The 21,984-nt window shown below is 50.1% G+C and carries 15 protein-coding genes, 4 tRNA genes and 3 rRNA genes; 21 read left to right on the forward strand and 1 reads right to left on the reverse strand.

Going from position 1 to position 21,984, the window contains the following annotated elements; translation table 11 throughout:
* The first annotated feature begins 83 nt into the window (after nt 1-83).
* The 10 genes from NL324_RS03830 to NL324_RS03875 all read left to right on the forward strand — a co-directional run bounded on the left by NL324_RS03830 (nt 84) and on the right by NL324_RS03875 (nt 8,425).
* Nucleotides 84-1,629: ribosomal RNA gene (locus NL324_RS03830) — 16S ribosomal RNA — on the forward strand.
* Nucleotides 1,630-1,746: 117 nt separating this feature from the next.
* Nucleotides 1,747-1,822, forward strand: a tRNA-Glu gene (locus NL324_RS03835).
* A 119-nt stretch (nt 1,823-1,941) separates the two neighbouring features.
* Nucleotides 1,942-4,873 (forward strand): 23S ribosomal RNA (locus NL324_RS03840).
* A gap of 76 nt (nt 4,874-4,949) precedes the next feature.
* Nucleotides 4,950-5,065: ribosomal RNA gene (rrf, locus tag NL324_RS03845) — 5S ribosomal RNA — on the forward strand.
* Together the 16S, 23S and 5S rRNA genes with 3 tRNA genes alongside form the textbook arrangement of a ribosomal RNA operon.
* A 75-nt stretch (nt 5,066-5,140) precedes the next feature.
* A tRNA-Asp gene (locus tag NL324_RS03850) sits at nt 5,141-5,217 on the forward strand.
* A gap of 73 nt (nt 5,218-5,290) precedes the next feature.
* A tRNA-Trp gene (locus NL324_RS03855) sits at nt 5,291-5,366 on the forward strand.
* 66 nt (nt 5,367-5,432) lie between these two features.
* Complete coding sequence (gene hemB / locus NL324_RS03860; protein ID WP_253306411.1) at nt 5,433-6,437, forward strand: porphobilinogen synthase; 1,005 nt, start codon at nt 5,433-5,435, stop codon at nt 6,435-6,437.
* 48 nt (nt 6,438-6,485) lie between these two features.
* The gene (gene ftnA, locus NL324_RS03865; protein ID WP_253306412.1) at nt 6,486-6,974 is read left to right on the forward strand and encodes a non-heme ferritin; all 489 of its coding nucleotides are present in this window, start codon (nt 6,486-6,488) and stop codon (nt 6,972-6,974) included.
* 285 nt (nt 6,975-7,259) lie between these two features.
* Nucleotides 7,260-7,559 (forward strand): transposase, encoded by a 300-nt coding sequence (locus NL324_RS03870; protein ID WP_253305847.1) that lies wholly within the window; start codon nt 7,260-7,262, stop codon nt 7,557-7,559.
* Nucleotides 7,487-8,425 (forward strand): IS3 family transposase, encoded by a 939-nt coding sequence (locus NL324_RS03875; protein ID WP_253307079.1) that lies wholly within the window; start codon nt 7,487-7,489, stop codon nt 8,423-8,425. Before NL324_RS03870 ends, NL324_RS03875 begins: the two co-directional genes overlap by 73 nt.
* Before the next feature lie 832 nt (nt 8,426-9,257).
* On the opposite strand, the gene NL324_RS03880 is transcribed toward NL324_RS03875, so the two are convergent.
* A tRNA-Arg gene (locus NL324_RS03880) sits at nt 9,258-9,332 on the reverse strand.
* Nucleotides 9,333-9,646: 314 nt separating this feature from the next.
* Here NL324_RS03880 and NL324_RS03885 point away from each other — a divergent pair.
* From NL324_RS03885 to NL324_RS03935, 11 genes are all read left to right on the forward strand, one after another.
* Nucleotides 9,647-10,744, forward strand: coding sequence for a TssA family type VI secretion system protein (locus tag NL324_RS03885; protein ID WP_253306413.1), 1,098 nt, complete (start codon nt 9,647-9,649; stop codon nt 10,742-10,744).
* A gap of 11 nt (nt 10,745-10,755) precedes the next feature.
* Nucleotides 10,756-11,250, forward strand: a complete 495-nt coding sequence (tssB, locus tag NL324_RS03890) for a type VI secretion system contractile sheath small subunit (RefSeq protein WP_253306414.1) — start codon at nt 10,756-10,758, stop codon at nt 11,248-11,250.
* Between the two features lie 3 nt (nt 11,251-11,253).
* Entirely contained in the window at nt 11,254-12,738 is a 1,485-nt protein-coding gene (gene tssC / locus NL324_RS03895; protein WP_253306415.1) for a type VI secretion system contractile sheath large subunit, read from the forward strand.
* Between the two features lie 53 nt (nt 12,739-12,791).
* Complete coding sequence (gene tssD / locus NL324_RS03900) at nt 12,792-13,286, forward strand: type VI secretion system tube protein TssD (protein WP_253306416.1); 495 nt, start codon at nt 12,792-12,794, stop codon at nt 13,284-13,286.
* Nucleotides 13,287-13,321: 35 nt separating this feature from the next.
* Nucleotides 13,322-13,738, forward strand: a complete 417-nt coding sequence (tssE, locus tag NL324_RS03905; RefSeq protein WP_253306417.1) for a type VI secretion system baseplate subunit TssE — start codon at nt 13,322-13,324, stop codon at nt 13,736-13,738.
* A gap of 9 nt (nt 13,739-13,747) precedes the next feature.
* Entirely contained in the window at nt 13,748-15,451 is a 1,704-nt protein-coding gene (tssF, locus tag NL324_RS03910; RefSeq protein WP_253306418.1) for a type VI secretion system baseplate subunit TssF, read from the forward strand.
* On the forward strand, nt 15,415-16,383 hold the full coding sequence (gene tssG / locus NL324_RS03915; RefSeq protein ID WP_253306419.1) for a type VI secretion system baseplate subunit TssG: 969 nt from the start codon (nt 15,415-15,417) through the stop codon (nt 16,381-16,383). The genes tssF and tssG overlap by 37 nt, the downstream gene beginning before the upstream one ends.
* Before the next feature lie 2 nt (nt 16,384-16,385).
* On the forward strand, nt 16,386-19,028 hold the full coding sequence (tssH, locus tag NL324_RS03920) for a type VI secretion system ATPase TssH (protein ID WP_253306420.1): 2,643 nt from the start codon (nt 16,386-16,388) through the stop codon (nt 19,026-19,028).
* A complete protein-coding gene (locus tag NL324_RS03925; RefSeq protein ID WP_253306421.1) occupies nt 19,025-20,626 on the forward strand; it encodes a type VI secretion system Vgr family protein in 1,602 nt (533 codons plus the stop codon). The genes tssH and NL324_RS03925 overlap by 4 nt, the downstream gene beginning before the upstream one ends.
* 32 nt (nt 20,627-20,658) lie before the next feature.
* Nucleotides 20,659-21,273, forward strand: a complete 615-nt coding sequence (locus NL324_RS03930; protein ID WP_253306422.1) for a hypothetical protein — start codon at nt 20,659-20,661, stop codon at nt 21,271-21,273.
* Between the two features lie 86 nt (nt 21,274-21,359).
* Entirely contained in the window at nt 21,360-21,983 is a 624-nt protein-coding gene (locus NL324_RS03935) for a hypothetical protein (protein WP_253306423.1), read from the forward strand.
* Nucleotide 21,984: the final 1 nt, after the last annotated feature.

Below are 21,984 nucleotides of genomic sequence, written 5' to 3' on the forward strand. Positions count from 1 at the left end.
ATTGACAAACAATCTATGTGGGCACTTAATTTTGAGTGACTTCTGCGTTGTAGGACTGAAGGGTTTTACGATGAATAGAAGTTAAATTGAAGAGTTTGATCATGGCTCAGATTGAACGCTGGCGGCAGGCCTAACACATGCAAGTCGAACGGTAGCGGGGGGAGTTTAGGCTCTCTGCCGACGAGTGGCGGACGGGTGAGTAAAGTCTGGGGATCTGACTAATGGAGGGGGATAACCACTGGAAACGGTGGCTAATACCGCATGAACTCTGAGGAGCAAAGGGTGGGACCTACGGGCCACTTGCCATTAGAGGAACCCAGATGAGATTAGCTAGTAGGTGGGGTAACGGCTCACCTAGGCGACGATCTCTAGCTGGTCTGAGAGGATGACCAGCCACACTGGGACTGAGATACGGCCCAGACTCCTACGGGAGGCAGCAGTGGGGAATATTGCACAATGGGCGAAAGCCTGATGCAGCCATGCCGCGTGTGTGAAGAAGGCCTTCGGGTTGTAAAGCACTTTCAGCGGGGAGGAAGTGGGTGGGGTTAATAGCCTGATTCATTGACGTTACCCGCAGAAGAAGCACCGGCTAACTCCGTGCCAGCAGCCGCGGTAATACGGAGGGTGCGAGCGTTAATCGGAATTACTGGGCGTAAAGGGCTTGTAGGCGGTTGATTAAGTTAGGTGTGAAATCCCTGGGCTCAACCTAGGAATGGCATTTAAGACTGGTGAGCTAGAGTGCTGTAGAGGGGGGTAGAATTCCAGGTGTAGCGGTGAAATGCGTAGAGATCTGGAGGAATACCGGTGGCGAAGGCGGCCCCCTGGACAGTGACTGACGCTGAGGAGCGAAAGCGTGGGGAGCAAACAGGATTAGATACCCTGGTAGTCCACGCTGTAAACGATGTCGACTTGGAGGTTGCGGACTTTGTTCTGTGGCTTCCGGAGCTAACGCGTTAAGTCGACCGCCTGGGGAGTACGGCCGCAAGGTTAAAACTCAAATGAATTGACGGGGGCCCGCACAAGCGGTGGAGCATGCGGTTTAATTCGATGCAACGCGAAGAACCTTACCTACTCTTGACATCCAGAGAAGATTGCAGAGATGTGATTGTGCCTTCGGGAGCTCTGAGACAGGTGCTGCATGGCTGTCGTCAGCTCGTGTTGTGAAATGTTGGGTTAAGTCCCGCAACGAGCGCAACCCCTATCCTTTTTTGCCAGCACGTTATGGTGGGAACTCAAAGGAGACTGCCGGTGACAAACCGGAGGAAGGTGGGGATGACGTCAAGTCATCATGGCCCTTACGAGTAGGGCTACACGCGTGCTACAATGGCTAATACAAAGGGCTGCGAACCAGCGATGGTGAGCGAATCTCATAAAGTTAGTCATAGTCCGGATTGGAGTCTGCAACTCGACTCCATGAAGTAGGAATCGCTAGTAATCGCGAATCAGAATGTCGCGGTGAATACGTTCCCGGGCCTTGTACACACCGCCCGTCACACCATGGGAGTGGGCTGTACCAGAAGTGGGTTGCTTAACCTGAAAGGGAGGGCGCTTACCACGGTGTGGTTCATGACTGGGGTGAAGTCGTAACAAGGTAACCGTAGGGGAACCTGTGGTTGGATCACCTCCTTACTGAAGTTAAAAGCAGGTGCTACGACGTAGGGTGATGAGAAGTTGAGTGCTCACAGAGATTGTTTGTTAGGGGTTATGCCAGAAGTTGGCTAAGCGACTGAGGTCTAGCTTCTGATTGTCCCCTTCGTCTAGAGGCCTAGGACATCGCCCTTTCACGGCGGTAACAGGGGTTCGACTCCCCTAGGGGACGCCATATAGCAGAAGTCAGAGGTTGGGGTATGGGAGAGCCTGTATTGTGATCTGTGATTTTTGTGAGTTCTTTAACAATTTGGATATTAGCGATATAGCCCTGAAGGTTATTGTGGGTTGTAGGGTTAAGTGACTAAGCGTACACGGGGGATGCCTAGGCAGTCAGAGGCGAAGAAGGACGTACTACTCTGCGAAAAGCGTTGGCGAGCTGAGAAGAAGCGTTTGAGTTAACGATGTCCGAATGGGGAAACCCACCGTTATTGGACGGTATCTGCACTTGAATAGATAGGGTGTAGAGGCGAACCTGGGGAACTGAAACATCTCAGTACCCAGAGGAAAAGAAATCAATTGAGATCTCCTGAGTAGTGGCGAGCGAAAGGGAGAGAGCCCGGAGTCTGTATGTAGTGATGTTATAGGGGAATGGTCTGGAAAGGCTGGCGATAGAGGGTGATAGCCCCGTACCTGAAATGGCGTGACTATTTGGACTCGAAGAGTAGGGCGGGACACGAGAAATCCTGTTTGAAGAAGGGGGGACCATCCTCCAAGGCTAAATACTCCTGACTGACCGATAGTGAACGAGTACCGTGAGGGAAAGGCGAAAAGAACCCCGGGAGGGGAGTGAAATAGAACCTGAAACCGTGTACGTACAAGCAGTGGGAGCTGAGGAGTAATTTGGTGACTGCGTACCTTTTGTATAATGGGTCAGCGAGTTATGTTGAGTGGCGAGGTTAACCGTTAGGGGAGCCGTAGGGAAACCGAGTCTTAACAGGGCGAATTAGTCGCTTGATATAGACCCGAAACCCGGTGAGCTAGCCATGTGCAGGTTGAAGGTTGGGTAAAGCCAATTGGAGGACCGAACCGACTACTGTTGAAAAAGTAGCGGATGACGTGTGGCTAGGGGTGAAAGACCAATCAAACCGGGAGATAGCTGGTTCTCCCCGAAAGCTATTTAGGTAGCGCCTTGCGGGTAATTGTTGGGGGTAGAGCACTGTTTCTGTGAGGGGCCAACCTTGGTTACCGAGCTGATGCAAACTACGAATACTGACAAATTTTACTGCAGGAGACACACGGCGGGTGCTAACGTTCGTCGTGGAGAGGGAAACAACCCAGACCGCCAGCTAAGGTCCCGAAGTGATGGCTAAGTGGGAAACGAGGTGGTAAGGCGAAGACAGCCAGGATGTTGGCTTAGAAGCAGCCATCATTTAAAGAAAGCGTAATAGCTCACTGGTCGAGTCGGACTGCGCGGAAGATTTAACGGGGCTAAAGCCATCCACCGAAGCTGCGGCATTGGGTGGTGTTGAGTGATTGACACTGCCTGATGGGTAGGGGAGCGTTCTGTAGGCTGTTGAAGGTGAGCTGTGAGGCGAGCTGGAGGTATCAGAAGAGCGAATGCTGACATGAGTAACGATAAAGCGGGTGAAAGACCCGCTCGCCGAAAGACCGAGGGTTCCTGTCCAACGATTTTCGAGGCAGGTTGAGTCGACCCCTAAAGCGAGGCCGAAAGGCGTAGTTGATGGACAACGGGTTAATATTCCCGTACTTGTTGTAGCTGCGAAGGGGGGACGAAGGGAGCTAGGCTATCCAGGCGTTGGTAACCCGCGAGGGGGAACCTGGTTCAAGCGTATAGGTGGAGTGTGTAGGAAAATCCGCACATTTGTGAACACTGAGGCGTTAAGACGAGGCTTTTAGGAGCTGAAGTAGTTGATGCTGGACTTCCAGGAAAAGCCTCTAAGCGAAAGGCTATGATGAATCGTACCGCAAACCGACACAGGTGGTCAGGTAGAGAATACTAAGGCGTATGAGAGAACTCGGGTGAAGGAACTAGGCAAAATGGTGCCGTAACTTCGGGAGAAGGCACGCCTGCTGGGGTGATGAGCTGAGACGCTTTGAGCTTTGGCGGGTCGCAGAGACCAGGTGGCTGCAACTGTTTAATAAAAACACAGCACTCTGCAAACACGTAAGTGGAAGTATAGGGTGTGACGCCTGCCCGGTGCCGGAAGGTTAATAAAAGGGGTTATCTGCGAAGAGAAGCTCTGGATTGAAGCCCCGGTAAACGGCGGCCGTAACTATAACGGTCCTAAGGTAGCGAAATTCCTTGTCGGGTAAGTTCCGACCTGCACGAATGGCGTAATGATGGCCACGCTGTCTCCACCCGAGACTCAGTGAAATTGAAATTGCTGTGAAGATGCAGTGTACCCGCGGCAAGACGGAAAGACCCCGTGAACCTTTACTATAGCTTGACATTGGTCATTGAACTTTGATGTGTAGGATAGGTGGGAGGCTGAGAGCTGTAGACGCCAGTCTGCGGGGAGCCGTTGTTGAAATACCACTCTTTGAAGTTTGATGTTCTAACTTGTTGCCGTTAACCGGGATAAGGACAGTGTCTGGTGGGTAGTTTGACTGGGGCGGTCTCCTCCCAAAGAGTAACGGAGGAGTGCAAAGGTGGGCTAATCACGGTCGGACATCGTGAGGTTAGTGCAAAGGCAAAAGCCCGCTTAACTGCGAGACGGACGAGTCGAGCAGATGCGAAAGCAGGTCTTAGTGATCCGGTGGTTCTGAATGGAAGGGCCATCGCTCAACGGATAAAAGGTACTCCGGGGATAACAGGCTGATACCGCCCAAGAGTTCATATCGACGGCGGTGTTTGGCACCTCGATGTCGGCTCATCACATCCTGGGGCTGAAGTAGGTCCCAAGGGTATGGCTGTTCGCCATTTAAAGTGGTACGCGAGCTGGGTTTAGAACGTCGTGAGACAGTTCGGTCCCTATCTGCCGTGGGCGTTGGATGATTGAGGGGAGCTATTTCTAGTACGAGAGGACCGAAATGGACGCACCGCTGGTGTACGGGTTGTCACGCCAGTGGCATCGCCTGGTAGCCAAGTGCGGAAGAGATAACCGCTGAAAGCATCTAAGCGGGAAGCTTGCCCCAAGATGAGTCATCCCTGAGCGAAAAGCTCTGGAAGGGTTGTTGAAGACGACGACGTTGATAGGCTGGGTGTGTAAGTTCGGTAATGAATTGAGCTAACCAGTACTAATAGCCCGAGAGGCTTAACCCTACAACACCAGAGTGACTTTAGGGGCAGGGAGTTATCGCTAATATCCAGAGGTGGTTAGAGTGTTTGTATTTATTTGCTTGGTGGCAATAGCGCGATGGACCCACCTAAATCCATTCCGAACTCAGAAGTGAAACGTTGCAGCGCCGATGGTCGTGTGGGGTCTCCCCATGTTAGAGTAGGTCACCGCCGAGCAAATAAACACAGCCATTCAGTCAAAAAAGAGATGGTTTTTAGCTTTTTTGATACAGTAGCCTGTAAAAAACATGTGGTGCGGTAGTTCAGTTGGTTAGAATACCGGCCTGTCACGCCGGGGGTCGCGGGTTCGAGTCCCGTCCGCTCCGCCACACATCAAAAACCAGGAGTCAACCATCAGAAAACAACCCGCTATTTTTTTCTGATGGTTGACTTCTGTTCTAGAGGGGCGTAGTTCAATTGGTAGAGCACCGGTCTCCAAAACCGGGTGTTGGGGGTTCGAGTCCCTCCGCCCCTGCCACATACCAGGAGCAAGAAATCAGATCAAGTGGATTTTTGGCTCCTGATTCTTGACTCCTGGGATCCAATGATTTCATTCATTCAGGCTACTTTCCCCCAACGCCGCTTAAGACGAACACGCCATGCTGCATTTAGCCGTCGGCTGGTGGCTGAGACGCTACTGACAGTCAATGACCTGATAGCGCCTCTATTTGTGATAGCCGGAGAGCGACGCCGAGAGGCTATCCCATCGATGCCTGGCATTGAACGGCTCTCTATCGATCAGTTACAACAGGAGGTTGAAGCGTTAGCTAAATTGGGCGTTCCAGCCGTGGCGCTGTTTCCGGTCGTTGATCCCGCTGATAAAAGTTTACAGGCTGAAGCGGCTTATCATCCAGAGGGGCTGATTCCCCGAGCACTCCAGGCCTTAAAAGCTGCGGTACCGGAGATGGGTCTCATGGTGGATGTGGCCCTTGATCCCTTTACGACCCATGGCCATGATGGGATCGTCGATGAGCATGGTCAAGTATTAAATGATGCCACCAATGTTATTTTAGTCCGTCAGGCACTCGTTTATGCGCATGCTGGTGCAGATATTATAGCCCCTAGCGATATGATGGATGGTCGGATTGGTGCTGTTCGTCAGGCGTTAGAGAGACATGGTTGTAGCAACACCCTCATCATGGCCTACGCTGCCAAGTATGCATCCAGTTACTATGGCCCCTTCCGTGACGCCATTGGTTCAACGACTGCTCTACAGACAAGCGATAAAAAGAGCTATCAACTGGATCCTGCCAATAGTGATGAAGCGCTTCATGAAGTGGCTTTAGATCTCCAAGAGGGAGCAGATTGGGTCATGGTGAAACCAGGACTACCCTATCTAGATGTCCTGCATCGGGTTAAACAGACCTTCAAGGTTCCTACTTTTGCCTATCAAGTCTCAGGGGAGTATGCTATGCATCAGGCCGCCATTCAGCAAGGATGGTTGCCAGAACGGCCTACTATTTTAGAATCACTCGGCTGCTTTAAGCGTGCTGGCGCGGATGGTATTCTTACCTATTTTGCTAAACAGGTTGCTGAATGGCTGCAGTGAGCGGTGAGTGAATAGTTAGGCATTTAGGTTAATTTTAGGAGCCCACCCATGTTAGAAAAAAACATGCTCGATCAACTCAATGGCCAGCTTAACCTAGAGTGTTACTCTTATCATCTTTATTGGCAAATGAGTGCTTGGTGTGCCGCTCAGGGCTTTCCTGGCAGTGCCGGTTTTTTGCGCCTCGCTGCTCAAAGTGAACAAAAACACCTTGAAAAACTACTCAATTACATTAGCGATACTGGGGCACTGCCGTTGATTGGAACCATCAGCGCGCCTCCTGATGAATTTCCATCGCTGCCAGATCTTTTTCAGCAGATCTATGAGCATGAACAGGCGATCAGTGATCGTATTAATACCTTGGTACACCAGGCGCTAATGACTCAAGATTATACCACGTTTAATTTTTTACAGTGGTTTGTCTCTGAACAGTGTCAAGAGGAGAAGCAATGGAAGCGGATCCTTGATCAATTGGAGTGGTTAGGCAATGAGAGCAAAGCACTGTTCTTGTTTGATCAGTCGCTGCAGCACACAGGTTGAACGCCGTCTCTAGGTGACTTGTCTCGCGTCAATTACTTTGGGCGATAATATCGTCCATGCAGTATCTTGTTATTTCTCGATTGATTACATTTACAGTACAACCACCCATCACCCAAGGAGCGTCATTGACACGCTGCTTTTGTCAACGATCGTCTAAAATATCCGGAAAATGATTATTTAGATTATCTATTCCATCCAACAGGCATACTGATCTTGCTACCCTTTAACGGACACAACGAAGAGGAACAAAGCGTATAATTTTTTGTTACTTTTTGAGGTGAAGTTATGAATCAAGGGGAATCAAGGAGCTATGATAAGGAATTCAAGCTGAATGCGGTAAAGCTGTATCACAGCACTGGTAAAACGCTCTGTCAATTGAGCGAGGAATTGGGAGTTCCCAAGAGTACATTGGCAGGGTGGGTCCATCAGCATAACAAGGATGGTGCAGAGGCTTTCCCGGGCAAAGGATACCTGAAAGCGTCTGATGCTGAGCTCAGTCAATTGCGGAAAGAATTGGCGATAGCACGCGAAGAGAGGGATATCCTAAAAAAAGCCTTGGGCATCTTCTCAGTGGCCCGCAAGTAAAATACCAGTTTATGCAAAAGCATGCTGGGGAATTCAGCGTAGAGAGGATGTCCAACGTGTTAGGTGTATCCCGCAGTGGCTATTATCAGTTTATCAAGGCTGAGCCATCCAAGCGCTATTGTGAGGATGAGCGTTTAATATCTGAAATTAAAGAGGTTTATACCATAAGCAACCAAATTTACGGTAGCCCACGTATCCATGCTGAGTTACGAGCTAGAGGTGAGCGCTGTTCACGCAAACGGGTTTGTCGGCTAATGAAAGCAGCCCATATTGCGGCTAAGATGAAAAAACGATTTAAGGTAACCACAATAGTCGATCCAAAGGCCGCAGTGGCGCCTAATTTACTCAAGCAGAAGTTCACAGCCACTCGCCCTGATCAATACTGGGCAGCAGATATTACCTATATTCCGACCCAAGAGGGATGGTTGTATGTTGCTATCGTACTGGACCTGTTCTCTCGTAGTATCGTGGGGATGGATATGCAAGCTCACATGACCACCGAGTTAGTAGCCGCAGCATTACGCCAGGCAATAACACGGAGGAAGCCTGCTGCAGGTCTCATCCACCACTCCGACCGAGGCAGCCAGTATACCAGCAAAGGATTCAAGGCTGTATCGGCGCATCACCAGATAACGCTTAGCATGAGTAGTACGGGCAATTGTTATGACAATGCAGTAGCAGAGAGTTTTTTCCATACCTTAAAAACAGAGCACACCCACTTTGAACGTTTTGAGAGCAGAGAACAAGCCAAATTGAGCATTTTTGAATACGTAGAAGTGTTTTATAACCGACAGAGACGGCACTCAACGCTAGGCTATCTGTCTCCTGTAAATTTTGAAAAAAATTGGTTATCCCAGGTCGCTTAAGGTTTCTCTTCTCTGTGTCTAAAAAAAGGTGGCAAGATCATACGTCCTCCTATAGGGTGAGAAAACCAAGGGAGGAGTACATGCAGTTCTGGATGTGCCGCAAGAGTCAGGAGAGGGCAAAGCCTAGTCTGGCAGGGGGATGAGGCTTTGAGTAGCCTGCTGCCTCGACCACATTGACTAGCGAGCAGTTCACTCTGGGGCTGGAGGGCAATGCCGTACCAGAGCTGTTTTAACAATACTTGTGAAATTCTGATAGTGGCACTCACTCAGTAGGGTCTGCCACTGTTCCCGGTTGCCCGTGTGAAACGTCAACAGCCCCTCGTTGGATCGTTAACGCATGACGGGCCTATAGTGCTGCTGGATTAACAGAGTGGTAAAACTTAAATATTATTAAATTGAACTATTTTTCTTGGGTTCTTGATGGATGTGGTGCTGGGTCCAACTGACTGATGAAGCAAAATGCCGGGCTCATGTAGACTTCCGAAACCAAGCATACATCTTAGATAAAATTGATGAGGATTGAGTTGATAATTCCTGCTATCAGTCAGTTGGACCCACTACCAAATTTTCATTTAAAACAGAGCGTCGCGCTCACGATTGATGAATCACAACTGACTTTTTAGTCTGCCGAAGAGGTGAACCTCTTCAGGGATCAATCATTGCACTAGACGCCTGGTCAGAGAGGTGGGTAGAACCGCCGAGGGCAGTTCAAACCCTCTCAACCTGTGTTAGTTAAACGCGGGGCTGGTCAGCATTGAGAAAAAGTGCTGTTAAAAGCGCTAGGTCAAGATCTGAAAAATAGATGACCCTGAACTAGGTTCAAGGCTTCGTTTGGTCTCGCCGGCGGGAATCGAACCCACATCTTACGCTTAGGAGGCATACGTTCTATCCGTTGAACTACGGCGAGAGAGTCATGCTGCACTGCCGTGCCACCACTCCCATTCTCAATGAAGGGCACAGTATACCGAATTTTTCTTGAAAAAAGTGATTTTCCTGGCCTTAATCTTGTTAATAAAAAGTAATCAAAAATACTAAAAATTTAAATTATTGGTGTTTTATTGTTGATTTTTATTCTATTTTCGTGATAATGCCTGCAACTTTGTATCAACAAACTGTTTATTTTGACCAAAATATTTAACTTTAGTGTTTTGGATAGAAGCATTAAATCCATTAACTCACCAGAAAAAGGGTGCAATGTTACCAGTACCAGTTTCAACAGGCATGAGTGATGCAGGCCTCTCTGTAGAAGCGACCTTGGCGACACTGCAAGCGCTGATCAATCAATCCTATGGTGTCAACAGCGATAGCTCAGTGGATTGGTTATCCGTCGAACAGCTGGCCGGCCAGCTATTGAATCAGGACACCAAGCATTTTCAGGTACTGCTTTATTGGGGGGTCGCTCGCCTCCATCATCAGGGTTTTAGTGCCCTCGCGGAGACCGCTGAACAGTTAACTGTTTTGGTCGAACACTACTGGGAACAGGCGCTGCCTCCTTTAAAACGGTTACGAGGACGCCTCAGTATTGTTGAGTGGTGGTTAGAACGCAGTATCACTTGGATTCAGCAATCCATCCACAAGCCCTTAGAGAGTGAAGTGTTGGAACGTGCGATGACTGCGGTGATGCAGTGTGACCAGATACTCGCTGCGCGCTGTGAGTCGGCACCCGTCATGGCCTCCCTAATCAATTGTCTGAAACAGCTTGAGGTGGTGTTGCCACCCGTAGCCGAAGAGGGTTCAATCAAGTCCGCCGTGTTGGCGACCGATTTGGATCTAGGGGAGATCAAGTCGTCTGAACCGACCCTGATCCCTGCTGAAGATCTGGATGAGACGACTACTGCTAGTGTTGTTGTAACAGTCGAGCACCTGGTGGCTGAGGCATCCCCTTCGGCAATCGCCGATCCAGACCCAACGTCAATAGCGACGGAGCCGCTGACTGTGGTGAGTGAGGTACAAGCAGTGCTTGATCGTGCTGACAGCGCCGCGGCGTCTGGTAATTACCGAGAGGCCGTGGTGCAGTTACAGCAGGGCCAAAGGCGGTTGATCGGTAGTGAACGTTTGCAGCTCACCTGTCGTTTGGCTGATTATTTACGGGAAGCTGGCTATGCGAGGCTAGCTGACGTCCAGATACAGCAGGCCTTAGCACTGGTGGAACAACATCAGTTGGAAAGCTGGGATCCACCCCTGGCACAGCAGGTGTTAGAGAGCGCGTTCGACCTTTTTAATAGGCTCGGTAAAACCGAAGCCGCTTCCGAGATTTTGGCTCGTCTCTGCTTGTTAGATGCCGGACGAGCGCTCTATAAGTCATTCTCAGCACAATAAGGAAACTAGCCATGGCAAACAGCGAAGGCTCTGTCGCACCCAAAGAACGGGTCAATATTGTCTATAAACCGGCAACCGAGGGGGCTCAATCAGAGGTAGAGCTACCTCTCAAGATGCTAGTCGTCGGCGATTTCACGCAAGCGGAAGACCAACGACTGGTGGAAGATCGGGCTCCCATCACGATCGATAAAGATAATTTCAATGAGGTCCTCAAAGGCCAGGGGCTAACCCTCAATCTGAATGTACCGAGTAAGCTGGCTGGAGCAGGGGAGGATGATCAATTAGCTCTCCAGTTGAAGTTCAGTAGTTTACGCGATTTTGAACCTGATCAACTGGTTGAGCAGGTGCCTGAATTGGCAAAATTACAAGCACTCCGTGAAGCCCTCAAAGCCCTCAAAAGTCCACTCAGCAATATCCCCGAATTTCGTAAAAAAATTCAGGCGATTATTCAGGATGATGCGTCACGGAAGGCCCTGTTAACAGAGCTCGGAATGGGTGAGGAATAGAGCATGAGTCTAAAAGAGCAGATTGTACCTGACACCACTGTGCAGTCCCCGTTAAGCAGTCCTTTATTAGATGAAATTGTCGAGGTGACTCGACTGAAACCCGCTGATGCGGCCTATTCCGTGACACGCAGTGGTTTGCACGCACTGATTGCTGATCTGGTGAAACCGGAATATCAAGGGGTAAAAATTTCAGGAGAGTTGATCGATCTATTGATAGGGGAGCTTGATCAACAAATTTCTGCACAGGTGGATCAAATTTTACATCATAGCCAGTTTCGCAGCCTAGAGAGCAGTTGGCGTAGTCTAAAGTTCCTGGTAGATAGAACCGATTTTCGAGAAAACATCAAGATAGAGTTACTTAATCTGAGTAAACAAGATCTGCTGAATGATTTTGAAGATAGCCCAGAGGTCGTTAAATCAGGACTCTACCGCCTACTCTATACCAGCGAATATGGACAATTTGGTGGTCAGCCTTACGGTACGGTGATCGGTCACTATGAGTTTGGACCTAACCCGCAGGATATGGGGTTAATCAAGAACATTGCCTCCGTGGCAGCAATGGCTCATGCCCCATTTATCGCGGCTGCTTCAACAGAATTTTTTGGGATCCAACGTTGGGAAGAGCTACCGAACCTCAAAGATCTCCGCTCAGTATTTGAAAGCCCACAGTACATCAAATGGAATGCTTTTCGGGAGAGCGAAGATGCCCGCTATGTTGGGTTGACACTGCCACGGTTCTTATTACGTCTTCCCTATGGACAGAATACCACGCCTAGTAAGCGTTTTAATTACAACGAAATGGTCTCGGAAGCCAGTGAGGACTTCTGCTGGGGCAGTACCGCGTTTGCCTTTGCCAGTCGTCTGTCCGACAGCTTTGCTAAGTATCGCTGGTGCGCCAATATCATTGGACCCCAGGGCGGTGGTGCTGTGGATGATCTACCCCTCTATCAATTTGAGTCGATGGGTGAGACCCGGAGCAAAATTCCGACCGAAGTGCTGATCTCGGAGCGACGCGAGTATGAGCTGGCTGAAGAGGGCTTTATTGCCTTAACCATGCGCAAGGGGAGTGATAATGCCGCCTTTTTCTCGGCCAATTCCTGCCAGAAAGCCAAAAACTTCGGCAACACCCCAGCTGGCAAAGAGGCAGAGCTCAACTATAAGCTCTCCACCCAGCTCCCCTACATGATGATCATGGACCGTTTAGCCCACTATATCAAAGTGCTGCAGCGTGAACATATCGGCACTTGGAAAGAGCGTGCCGATTTGGAACGCGAATTGAAAAACTGGGTGAGTCAATATGTGACGGAGATGGATAACCCGTCGCCTAGTGTGCGGAGTCGACGTCCGTTACGGGCAGTGGAGATCCAGGTGAATGATGTTGCTGGTGATCCAGGCTGGTATCAGGTCTCCATCAAGGCGCGTCCACACTTTAAATATATGGGCGCTTTTTTCACCCTCTCATTGGTAGGAAAATTGGATAAAGCTTAGCGCTATCCGATTCGCGGGTTCTTTTTAACGTTGAAGTTTAGAGGAGTAATCATATGTCAATGACCATTTATATGGCTATTACGGGTAAGAATCAAGGCGATATTAAAGCGAAGAGTGAAACACTCTCGAGTAGTAACGAGCATCCCGATCGTAAAGATCGTACCTTAGTTTATGAATTTAACCATACCACCGCTAGCGAAATTAATAGCAGTACCGGTATCCCGGAAGGGAGTTTTAGCCGGTTGCTGTCGGTCACTAAAGCCAAAGATGTGACCTCCCCAAAACTATTCCAATTGTGCTGTGATCGAGAGATCTGCACGATGGAGCTCTTCTTCTTCCGCACCATTAATGCAAAAGATGGCGTTTACTATAGCTACAAATTGGAGGATGCCTACCTCTATAAAATAGACTCTTTCACACCGATGACCTTTTTGGAGCAAAATAAACCCTATAAAGATATGGAGCGGCTCTACTTTAGCTACGCTAAGCTGACGCAGCGCTACACCGACGGTAATATCGAATATACCGAAACCCCTCAAGGAAAATAACCTTGGAGACTTTCTGGGTTTATTAAAGCGCTGCAGTGCGTACGGAGCGGCTGTTAGAACGGATCCAGTCTAGTGGGTTGGGTCGGCAACCACCGGGTAGTGATGTGGCCCGCTTTACCGCCTCGGTGGCTCGCTATCTATCACTGATGTTGAACACTCAGCAGGGAGATGCCCAAACGGTTCAGGATTTCGGCATGCCCGATCTGAACCATATCCGTTTTGGGGAGGGGTTGGAGGATCTGCGGGGGTTAGAACGGGTGATTGCCGATCGAATCTTGAAATATGAGCCACGGGTACAGCAGGTGCAGGTGGCTTTTGTACCACAAGAGGCTGATCCACTCTCGCTGATGTTTCGTATTAACCTGAACCTGGTATACCAACAACGGGTGGTGCCGGTGGTCTTTGAGACCATTCTCGATGCCGATGGGCGAATTTCGGTCATGGGGACCTAGGACAAGCGCATGATCAATAGCTATTACCAGCAGCAGTTGACCTCTCTACGGGAGCTCGGGACGCTGTTTGCGAAGAAGCACCCAGCCTTGGTGCCGATGCTGGCAGGTCGGAGCGCCGATCCCGATGTAGAGCGGCTACTCGAGGGCACTGCTTTTCTGAGTGGTTTAGTGCAAGAGCGGCTGGATGATAATTTTCCAGAGATTATCCATAGCTTAACAGAGCTGATTTTTCCTCACTACCTGAGACCACTACCCGCTGCGGCCATTGTACGCTTTACACCGAAAGCGAGTTGTCAAGAACCGACGGTGATCGCTGCCGGAACTGAGTTAGCAGCGCGTGAGATCAATGGGGTTCAAGCACTCTTTACGACCTGTGCTGATGTGCCTCTACTACCGCTACAGATCCGCCATATCAAAATTCTGGAACACGCCATTCAGATCCAACTGCAACTGAACGGGATGCTCTGGGAAGAAATTCCACAACACCGGCTGCGTTTTTATCTTTCAGGGGAGTATCATCAGTCGGCTAATCTATTTGCACGCTTGAATCACTCCCTCTCAGGTGTCCGCTTGACCGCTGGTGAAACCACCTTGACACTCTCCGCTAGGGAGGGTTTTGATGGCTTGGGTGCGCAAGAGCAGGCGGCGATTTATCCCTATCCAGCGCAGGCTTTTCCAGCCTTTCAATCGATTCAAGAGTATTTTCAGCTGCCCCAGAAATTTCTATTTTTTGATATTCTTGGGTTACAACGGATCAGAACCGCTTCCAGTCAGTTAACCATCACTTTGGAATTCACGCCACAGAGTGAACGTTTAGCGGGAGCCTGTCATCTGGAGCTATTTTGTGTACCGGTGGTCAATCTGTTTCGGCATCATGCCGAAACCATCCTATTAAACCATACCCTGCCGGAGTATCGCATTAATCCCAGTGGGGGTGAGGATTATCAAATTTATGCGGTGGATCGGGTGACTGGGTTTCAGCAGGGGAGTATGGAAGAGCGATGCTACCAACCCTTTACCCTATTTAACCCGCAGGCAACGAAGACACCGGTTTATTCGGTGCGCCGACGGGCGGCCAAATTAGAGAGTGGGACAGAAGCTTATCTATCAGTCGCTTACCCCGATCCCACGCAGGCCTCTCCTCAGGAGACTTTAGCCATCCAGGTGCGCTGTACCAACACGGTAGCCCTAGTACAGCAGCTGCGTTATGGGGATATCTCACTCGCCACTGAAAGTTCACCCCTGATGGCGGATTTTACCAATATCACCTTATTGAGTCCCCCAGTCACCGCGCCTTTAGGTGGCAATCTCCTCTGGCGATTACTGTCGCACCTCTATCTCAATCAGCGCACCCTAGCACAACAGTCGTCTCTGACGGCACTGTTAAAACTCTATCTGTTTACCGACACCCCCGATCGGGCTGGGCTGTTGGCTAATACCAAGCGTGTTGAGGCGATTAAAGGGGTTTCCCTGGATAATAGCCAGAAAATGCTTTATCAAGGCGCTTTAATTCGAGGTTCAACAATTAGGGTTCAATTAGATCCTGATGGGTTTCCCTGCCCAGGCGATCTGTTTCTCTTCGGATGGGTGCTCAACCAACTGTTGGCGGCCTACAGTACGATCAACAGTTATACCCAGGTCACTATCGACAATATCCATGATCAGCGGAGTTACCCATGGCCACCTCGAGCCGGCAAGCGCCATCTCCTGTAACTAAGGCGTTGTTAGCACAGCCGCAGCGCTTCAGTTACGAGCAGGTGGTCCGGCTACTACAGTGGCAAGGGATCGCCAAGCCGCAGACCCGGCCTCATCTCTCTCTGGGGTTTCCCGCGGTTGATGTGGTATCGCTAGCCGATCAGGGTGATCAGATGGTGATCACCACGACGCTATTAGGGCTTTACGGCGCTTCATCGCCCTTGCCCACCTTTTATACTGAAGAGTTGCTAGAGGAGGCTGCAGAGGATGGCTGTGCCACCCGCGACTTCTATGATCTGTTGAATCAACCGCTCTATCACCACTATTTTCAAGCCTGGACCAAATATCAGCTGATGCTGCGTTGGGTGGAGCGGCGGGATGAGACGCTCATCGAACGGCTCTACGCTTTAGTAGGGTTAGGCGCGTTGCCATCAGCGCAGGCTGCGGCTGCTGAGCAGCTCCCCTATGCCGGCCTGTTAAATCTATTATCCCGTAGCAGCCTAGGATTGGAGACACTATTAACCCAGGTTGTCGGTTGCCCCGTTGAGATTGAACCTTTTATCGCCTGCTGGCAGACGATCCCCCCAGCGCAGCAGTGTGGTTTAGGGGTGCAGGGACACTGGTTAGGTGAGGAGTGCTATCTAGGGACGCACTGTCTCGATAGCAGTAGCACCTGTCGTTTGCATATCCGGATCAGCGATTCACTTACTTTTGCTGAGTTGCTGCCTAATCAACCCCGTTATTTAACGATGGTGCGCTTTTTGCGTCACTATCTACTCGATCCACTCGATCTGCAGTTATGGTTATGGCCTGAACCACAGGTGATCCCGCCCGCCATTCTGCAGGGCGACAGCGCACCCTTGCTGGGCATTAACTGCTGGCTGGGTGATCTGGCGCAGTGTCCTGCTGCTACCCCCTGGGTGACCCAGTTACCGCTAGGAGTTCATTAAAGATGGTCAACGTCGATCTAAAAGCGCTGTTATCTAAGCTTAATCCCTACTGTAGCAATACGCTGCACAATGCTGTAGGGCTCTGTATGGCCCGTACTCATTATGAGGTGACGGTCGAGCATTGGTTGCTTAAATGCTTGGAGGCCAGTGAGGGAGATATCGCCGTGATGTTAGGACACTCAGGGCGCCCCACTGCGGCATTGATTGTGGCCCTGAATAGCACCTTAGAGAGCTTTCCGACCGGGAATGGTAGCAAACCGGTGTTCTCTCCACGGTTAACCGAATTGATCAAAGAGGCGTGGCTACTCACCAGTGTCGATTTAGGGGACACTTGCTTGCGTTCTGGCGCCTTGATTCCAGCCCTGCTAGCTCACCCGATGGTGTATGGTCAGGAGCGTTGGTTTGAGCAGCTTAGCTCGTTGAATGAGGCCGGGGTGCTGCGCAATTTCACCAGCCTCACCACGGGATCAGCGGAGCAGCCTGTATCAAAGCCTTCCGATCTGCCGGGTCAACCCCTAGGTCGTGGTGAGGCGGGCAGCTTTATTGAGCGCTTCTGTGTCGATTTCACCGCCAAAGCAGCGGCTGGCCAGCTGGATCCGGTCTTCGGTCGTGATTTTGAGATCCGCCAGATGATCGACATCTTGGCCCGCCGGCGTAAAAACAACCCAATCTTAGTTGGGGAGCCGGGGGTGGGTAAAACGGCGGTGATCGAGGGGTTGGCGCTGCGTATTCACCAAGGAGATGTTCCAGAGCTTTTGGCTCAGGTGCGGTTATTAGGCATCGATATGGGACTGCTCGAGGCAGGCGCTGGTATGAAGGGGGAGTTTGAAAATCGACTCAAGGGGTTGATCACCGAAGTGCGCAGCAGTGAGCGGCCTATTATTCTATTTATCGATGAAGCGCATACCTTGATTGGCGCTGGTGGCAGCGCTGGCACGTCGGATGCTGCCAATCTGCTGAAACCAGCACTGGCCCGTGGAGAGTTAAAAACCTGTGCTGCCACCACCTGGGGGGAATATAAAAAATATTTTGAAAAAGATCCCGCCTTAGCGCGCCGTTTTCAATTGGTACGCTTGGCAGAGCCTGATGTGACCACCACTGGCTTGATACTGCGGGGGTTGCGAAGCAGTTATGAAGCCGCCCACCAGGTGGTGATCCGCGATGATGCGATCATGGCCGCGGCCACCTTGAGTGATCGCTATATCAGTGGCCGTTTTCTGCCTGATAAAGCGATTGACTTAATCGATACCGCTTGTGCCCGGGTTAAAGTGAACCTCAAAGCGGCACCGTCCGAGCTGGAGGCCACGCGGCGAACCCAGCAGGCGTTGCAACGACAACTCAAGGCACTCTACCGCGATCGTGACCATGGCTTGGAGATTGCAGACGCACAGCTCACGGAGCTGGAAGAGGTTTTAGCCCAGGCGGATCAGCAGTGTGTGGCGTTGACTGTACGTTGGCAGCAAGAGCAGCAGGCGGTCGAGCAGCTCTTGGCAGCCCGGGCGGCGTTATCCTCTGAAGCCACAGCTGCGGCGCAAGCTGAGCAACACAGTCTGCTACAGCAGGCGTTAGAGCGGCTGAGCCAGCTTCAAGGTGATCAACCAATGCTGCACTACGAAGTCTCCCCTGATCTCATCGCCCAAGTTATTTCCGATTGGACCGGTATTCCACTGGGTAAAGTAGCGCGCGACCAGATCTCCATCTTCCTCAACCTAGAGGAACAACTACAGGAGAGTATTAAAGGACAAGATCAAGCCTTGGCCACTTTGGCCACTGGATTGCGCGCTGCACGGGCTGGATTGACGCGTCCTGAACAGCCTCGAGGCGTATTTTTATTGGTGGGTCCTTCGGGGGTGGGTAAAACAGGGTGTGCACTGGCATTAGCCGAACAGCTCTTTGGGGCTGAACGCCACCTGGTGACCATCAATATGACCGAGTTTCAAGAGAAACATACAGTAAGTCGTTTGATTGGGTCGCCTCCAGGATATGTGGGCTATGGTGAAGGGGGGCTATTAACGGAAGCCGTACGCCAGCAGCCCTACAGTGTGGTGCTCTTTGATGAAGTAGAAAAGGCCCACCCTGAGGTGTTGAATCTGTTTTATCAGATTTTCGATAAAGGGGTGCTGAGTGATGGCGAGGGCAAAGTGATCTCCTTTGCCAATACTGTCATTGTGATGACCAGTAATCTGGGTGGCGAGCAGATTATCCAGCTGAATAGTCAGCAGATCACGGACGCTGCCGCCGTGGCTGAAGCGATTCGGCCGCTGCTGAGTGCCCACTTGAAGCCAGCACTATTGGCACGTCTGCAGGTGGTTCCCTTTATGCGCCTGCCTGAGTCGGTCCTTCGCAGCATCGTGCAGCTGAAATTAGCACGCTTGGCGGTCTCCTTGCAGGAGAGCCAGCAGATCCAGTTGATCTATGAGGAGCGTGTTTCTTCACAGATTGCTGAGCGCTGTTTAGATACCGAGAGCGGCGCACGGAACATCGATTTCATTCTGCAGGGTTCTCTGCTGCCAGCGCTCTCTTATGGGGTATTGAGTCGGCTAAGCCAAGGTGAACAGCCACAACAGGTCCGTCTAGCACTGAACGAACAGGGACAATTTATCTGCCAGTTTGATGAGGCTACTCACGAGCAGGTGGTAGCATGAGTGGTGAATCAGCTTCAGCTAACAGTAGCCCACTGAAATTTGAATGGCTGGTTCAGGGGTGGAAGCGCAATCCTTTTGAGGTGGTGAGGTTTCAGGGAGAAGAGGGGCTCTCACAGCCCTATCAATTTGTGGTGACCCTAGCCTGTCATGATCCAGGATTGGAGTTATCAAAACTACTCAAAGCCTCCTGCTGCTTGCGTATTTATCAGGAGCAGAAGCAACCTCAAGATTTTCATGGAATGCTGAGTGAAGTACGCATTCTCTCCAGCACCTATGAAATACTCTATCTACAGGTGACCCTAGTTCCGCGATTGTGGGCACTCTCCTTAGGCTATCAATGCAAAGTTTTTCTGAATCAATCGCTACCTGAGATTCTAAAAACCGTATTAACCGATCAACGGCAGCATGGGGTGAGTCCGGCATTCACACTGAAGTTAATGAGTAGCTATCCGGCGCGTGAATTTGTCTGCCAATATAACGAATCTTCCCTGAACTTTATAGCACGACTCATGGAGCAAGCGGGTCTCTACTACTACTTTGAGCAGCGAGAACAGCAGGAGCACTTAATTATCACCGATCATCGGATGACCCATCAACCTAAGCCGAAGGCCCAGCCGTTAAGCTATTGTCCAGCACAGGGCGCCACAGACACTGAAAATCTATTAACACAATTTACCGCCATTATGGGGCATCTGCCGAATAAAATACTGCTCAAAGGTTACAACCATGAGCGCCCCTCACAAGTGGTTATTAGTAAAAACAGCGTTGAGCATCCCGCGGTGTTTTCCAAAATCTATCAATCGCTGATGAAACAGGAGGAAGCGGTTCCTGAGGGCCTGGGCGCTTATTATCGTTATGGTGAACATTTTACTCAGCGGAGTGCGGGTGACCAGTTGGTCAACCATATTATTCAGCAGCTGCAACATCAAGCGAATTACTTTGAGGGAGAGAGTAGGGTGCCTGGGTTACAAGCAGGTTATCTCTTCTCGGTAGCAGGTCATTTTCTCGACTCATTCAACCAAACTTACTTAGTGACTCAGGTGATCCATCAGGGTGATCAATTATCTGAATTAACAACCCCGTCGATGACGACCGGCAATCCGCACTATAGTAATTCGTTTGTAGCTATTCATTCACATTATCAATATCGCCATCCTTGTAGAACGCCACGTCCACAGATCAGCGGTTTGTTGATTGGCACCATCGATGCCTCTGGCAAGGGAAAACAGGCGATGCTGGATAAGCAGGGACGTTATAAAGTGATTCTCCCCTTTGATTTATCGGGTAAGCACTCTGGTAAAGCCTCTCACTGGCTGCGTCTGGCGCAACCCTATGGCGGAAAAAAAGGGGGGATGCACTTTCCGCTGTGTAAAGGCACTGAGGTCTTGATCGCCTTTATTCAGGGCGATCCGGACCGACCGATTATTCAGTCTACTTTGCCGAACGCTGATAATCCCAGTGTCGTTACCGAGAAAAATGCAGCAGTTAATAAATTGTGTACCCCTAGTGGTAACGAGATCAGTTTAGAGGATACGGCAGGTCAGCGAAGGATTACGCTTGGTAATGGAGGCGGTACTATCACTTTAGGTGATCTGTGATCTGATATGAGGCGAGTTGCGGAGGTTTTATCTTGGATATTTTAAAAAATGCCATTGCCCACCGGGGTCTAAAGATCGAAGCGAATGATCGAATTGATAAAACTCTGGGAAGCAAGCTAGATATGGTGGCAGGGGCGAATACGCAGATTAGGATGGGAGCCAATCTAGAGGTGTGTGCGGGGGTGGATAACCGTATAAAACCCAGCATAGTCCTGACAGTCAGTGCTATTGATAACAGGATAACCTTGGAGCAGTTAGAGTGTTCACTGCTTAAGGGTAGTGTGAATGTCAGCAACAATCAGGTCGGTTTGAGTGAGGCTCAGGCGACGCTGGGTAACGAGGTCAAGGTCTCCTCAAGCCAGGTTGAAGCCTCTGCGAGTGAGGTGTCTGCCCAAGGGAGTAACGTAGCTGTTAAAGGCTCTAAGGTAGAGCGCAATTCATCGGCGATTACCAGTAACACAGCTCAGATCGAGAGTAGCGAAACTAAGGTAGCAAAAGTGGGTGCTGAAGTGACCAAAACCACCTCTCGCTTGGAGTCAGTGGATTCCGAAATCAGTAAAAAAAGTAGCTCCATAGAGAATTGTCAGAGTCGTCTGAGTAAAGCCAGTACTACCATTCAAAATTCCGCGATTTTGATGTTAGGATGATTTTACTTTAATTTAAATTAATGTTAACTTAAATCAAAATTGTTTATTATTTTCCTATAAATGTTTAACCATTGTTAGGTAGTATTATGGATTTATTTGACAAAAAAGTAAAAGCAGAGTTTGCGACTGGGGCCAACATCAAGGTTAATGCGCTGTTTACCTTCATTAAAGGCAAATGCTTCCTGCTGAAAGGCGGGGTGGAGACGCTAGTCAATATCGGAGCCAAAGCGCTGGTTGAACTCGGTATGGTTTTGCCAGCGACTGTTCAGCTTAAATTTGATCGGTTATCTGAAGAGAAAATTATTAGTTTAGGGAGTCTGTACTGTAGAAAAAGAAAGATTGAAATCGACGTTGAGGCGATTAAGGCCTCCATGGATGAGGCACAAGCCACCTTAGGCGATAAGCTCGAAGTCACCCATAACCAAGTGGTGGCCAAACAATCGGAACTGTCAGCCATCCAAGCCTCTGTGTCTGTCAATAATACCCCAGTGGAACGGAGCGGCACGACGATTGCCAGCACCGGCACTGAGCTGACTCAGGTGGAGACTATCGTGGCAAAGTGTGGAGCGCAAGTGATGACAGTAGATAGCCAATTGGAGCGCTCACAAACCGCAGTGAGTCAACGCGGCGGTGAGGTCAAACAATGTGGTAGCAGCCTCTCTAAACAGCGCACTGTCATTCAAAGTAACAACTTACTGATGTTGGGATAGC

Origin of the sequence: unidentified bacterial endosymbiont (genome assembly GCF_918320885.1) — a bacterium.
Classification (GTDB): Bacteria; Pseudomonadota; Gammaproteobacteria; order Enterobacterales.

Bases quoted from the DNA above. Each gene is read 5' to 3' on its own strand.
- tssC (WP_253306415.1), top strand. From the start codon at position 11,254: ATGAGTCTAAAAGAGCAGATTGTACCTGACACCACTGTGCAGTCCCCG.
- tssD (WP_253306416.1), top strand. From the start codon at position 12,792: ATGTCAATGACCATTTATATGGCTATTACGGGTAAGAATCAAGGCGAT.
- NL324_RS03870 (WP_253305847.1), top strand. From the start codon at position 7,260: ATGAATCAAGGGGAATCAAGGAGCTATGATAAGGAATTCAAGCTGAAT.
- NL324_RS03885 (WP_253306413.1), top strand. From the start codon at position 9,647: ATGAGTGATGCAGGCCTCTCTGTAGAAGCGACCTTGGCGACACTGCAA.
- NL324_RS03925 (WP_253306421.1), top strand. From the start codon at position 19,025: ATGAGTGGTGAATCAGCTTCAGCTAACAGTAGCCCACTGAAATTTGAA.
- NL324_RS03935 (WP_253306423.1), top strand. From the start codon at position 21,360: ATGGATTTATTTGACAAAAAAGTAAAAGCAGAGTTTGCGACTGGGGCC.
- hemB (WP_253306411.1), top strand. From the start codon at position 5,433: ATGATTTCATTCATTCAGGCTACTTTCCCCCAACGCCGCTTAAGACGA.
- tssG (WP_253306419.1), top strand. From the start codon at position 15,415: ATGGCCACCTCGAGCCGGCAAGCGCCATCTCCTGTAACTAAGGCGTTG.
- tssF (WP_253306418.1), top strand. From the start codon at position 13,748: ATGATCAATAGCTATTACCAGCAGCAGTTGACCTCTCTACGGGAGCTC.
- tssH (WP_253306420.1), top strand. From the start codon at position 16,386: ATGGTCAACGTCGATCTAAAAGCGCTGTTATCTAAGCTTAATCCCTAC.
- ftnA (WP_253306412.1), top strand. From the start codon at position 6,486: ATGTTAGAAAAAAACATGCTCGATCAACTCAATGGCCAGCTTAACCTA.
- tssB (WP_253306414.1), top strand. From the start codon at position 10,756: ATGGCAAACAGCGAAGGCTCTGTCGCACCCAAAGAACGGGTCAATATT.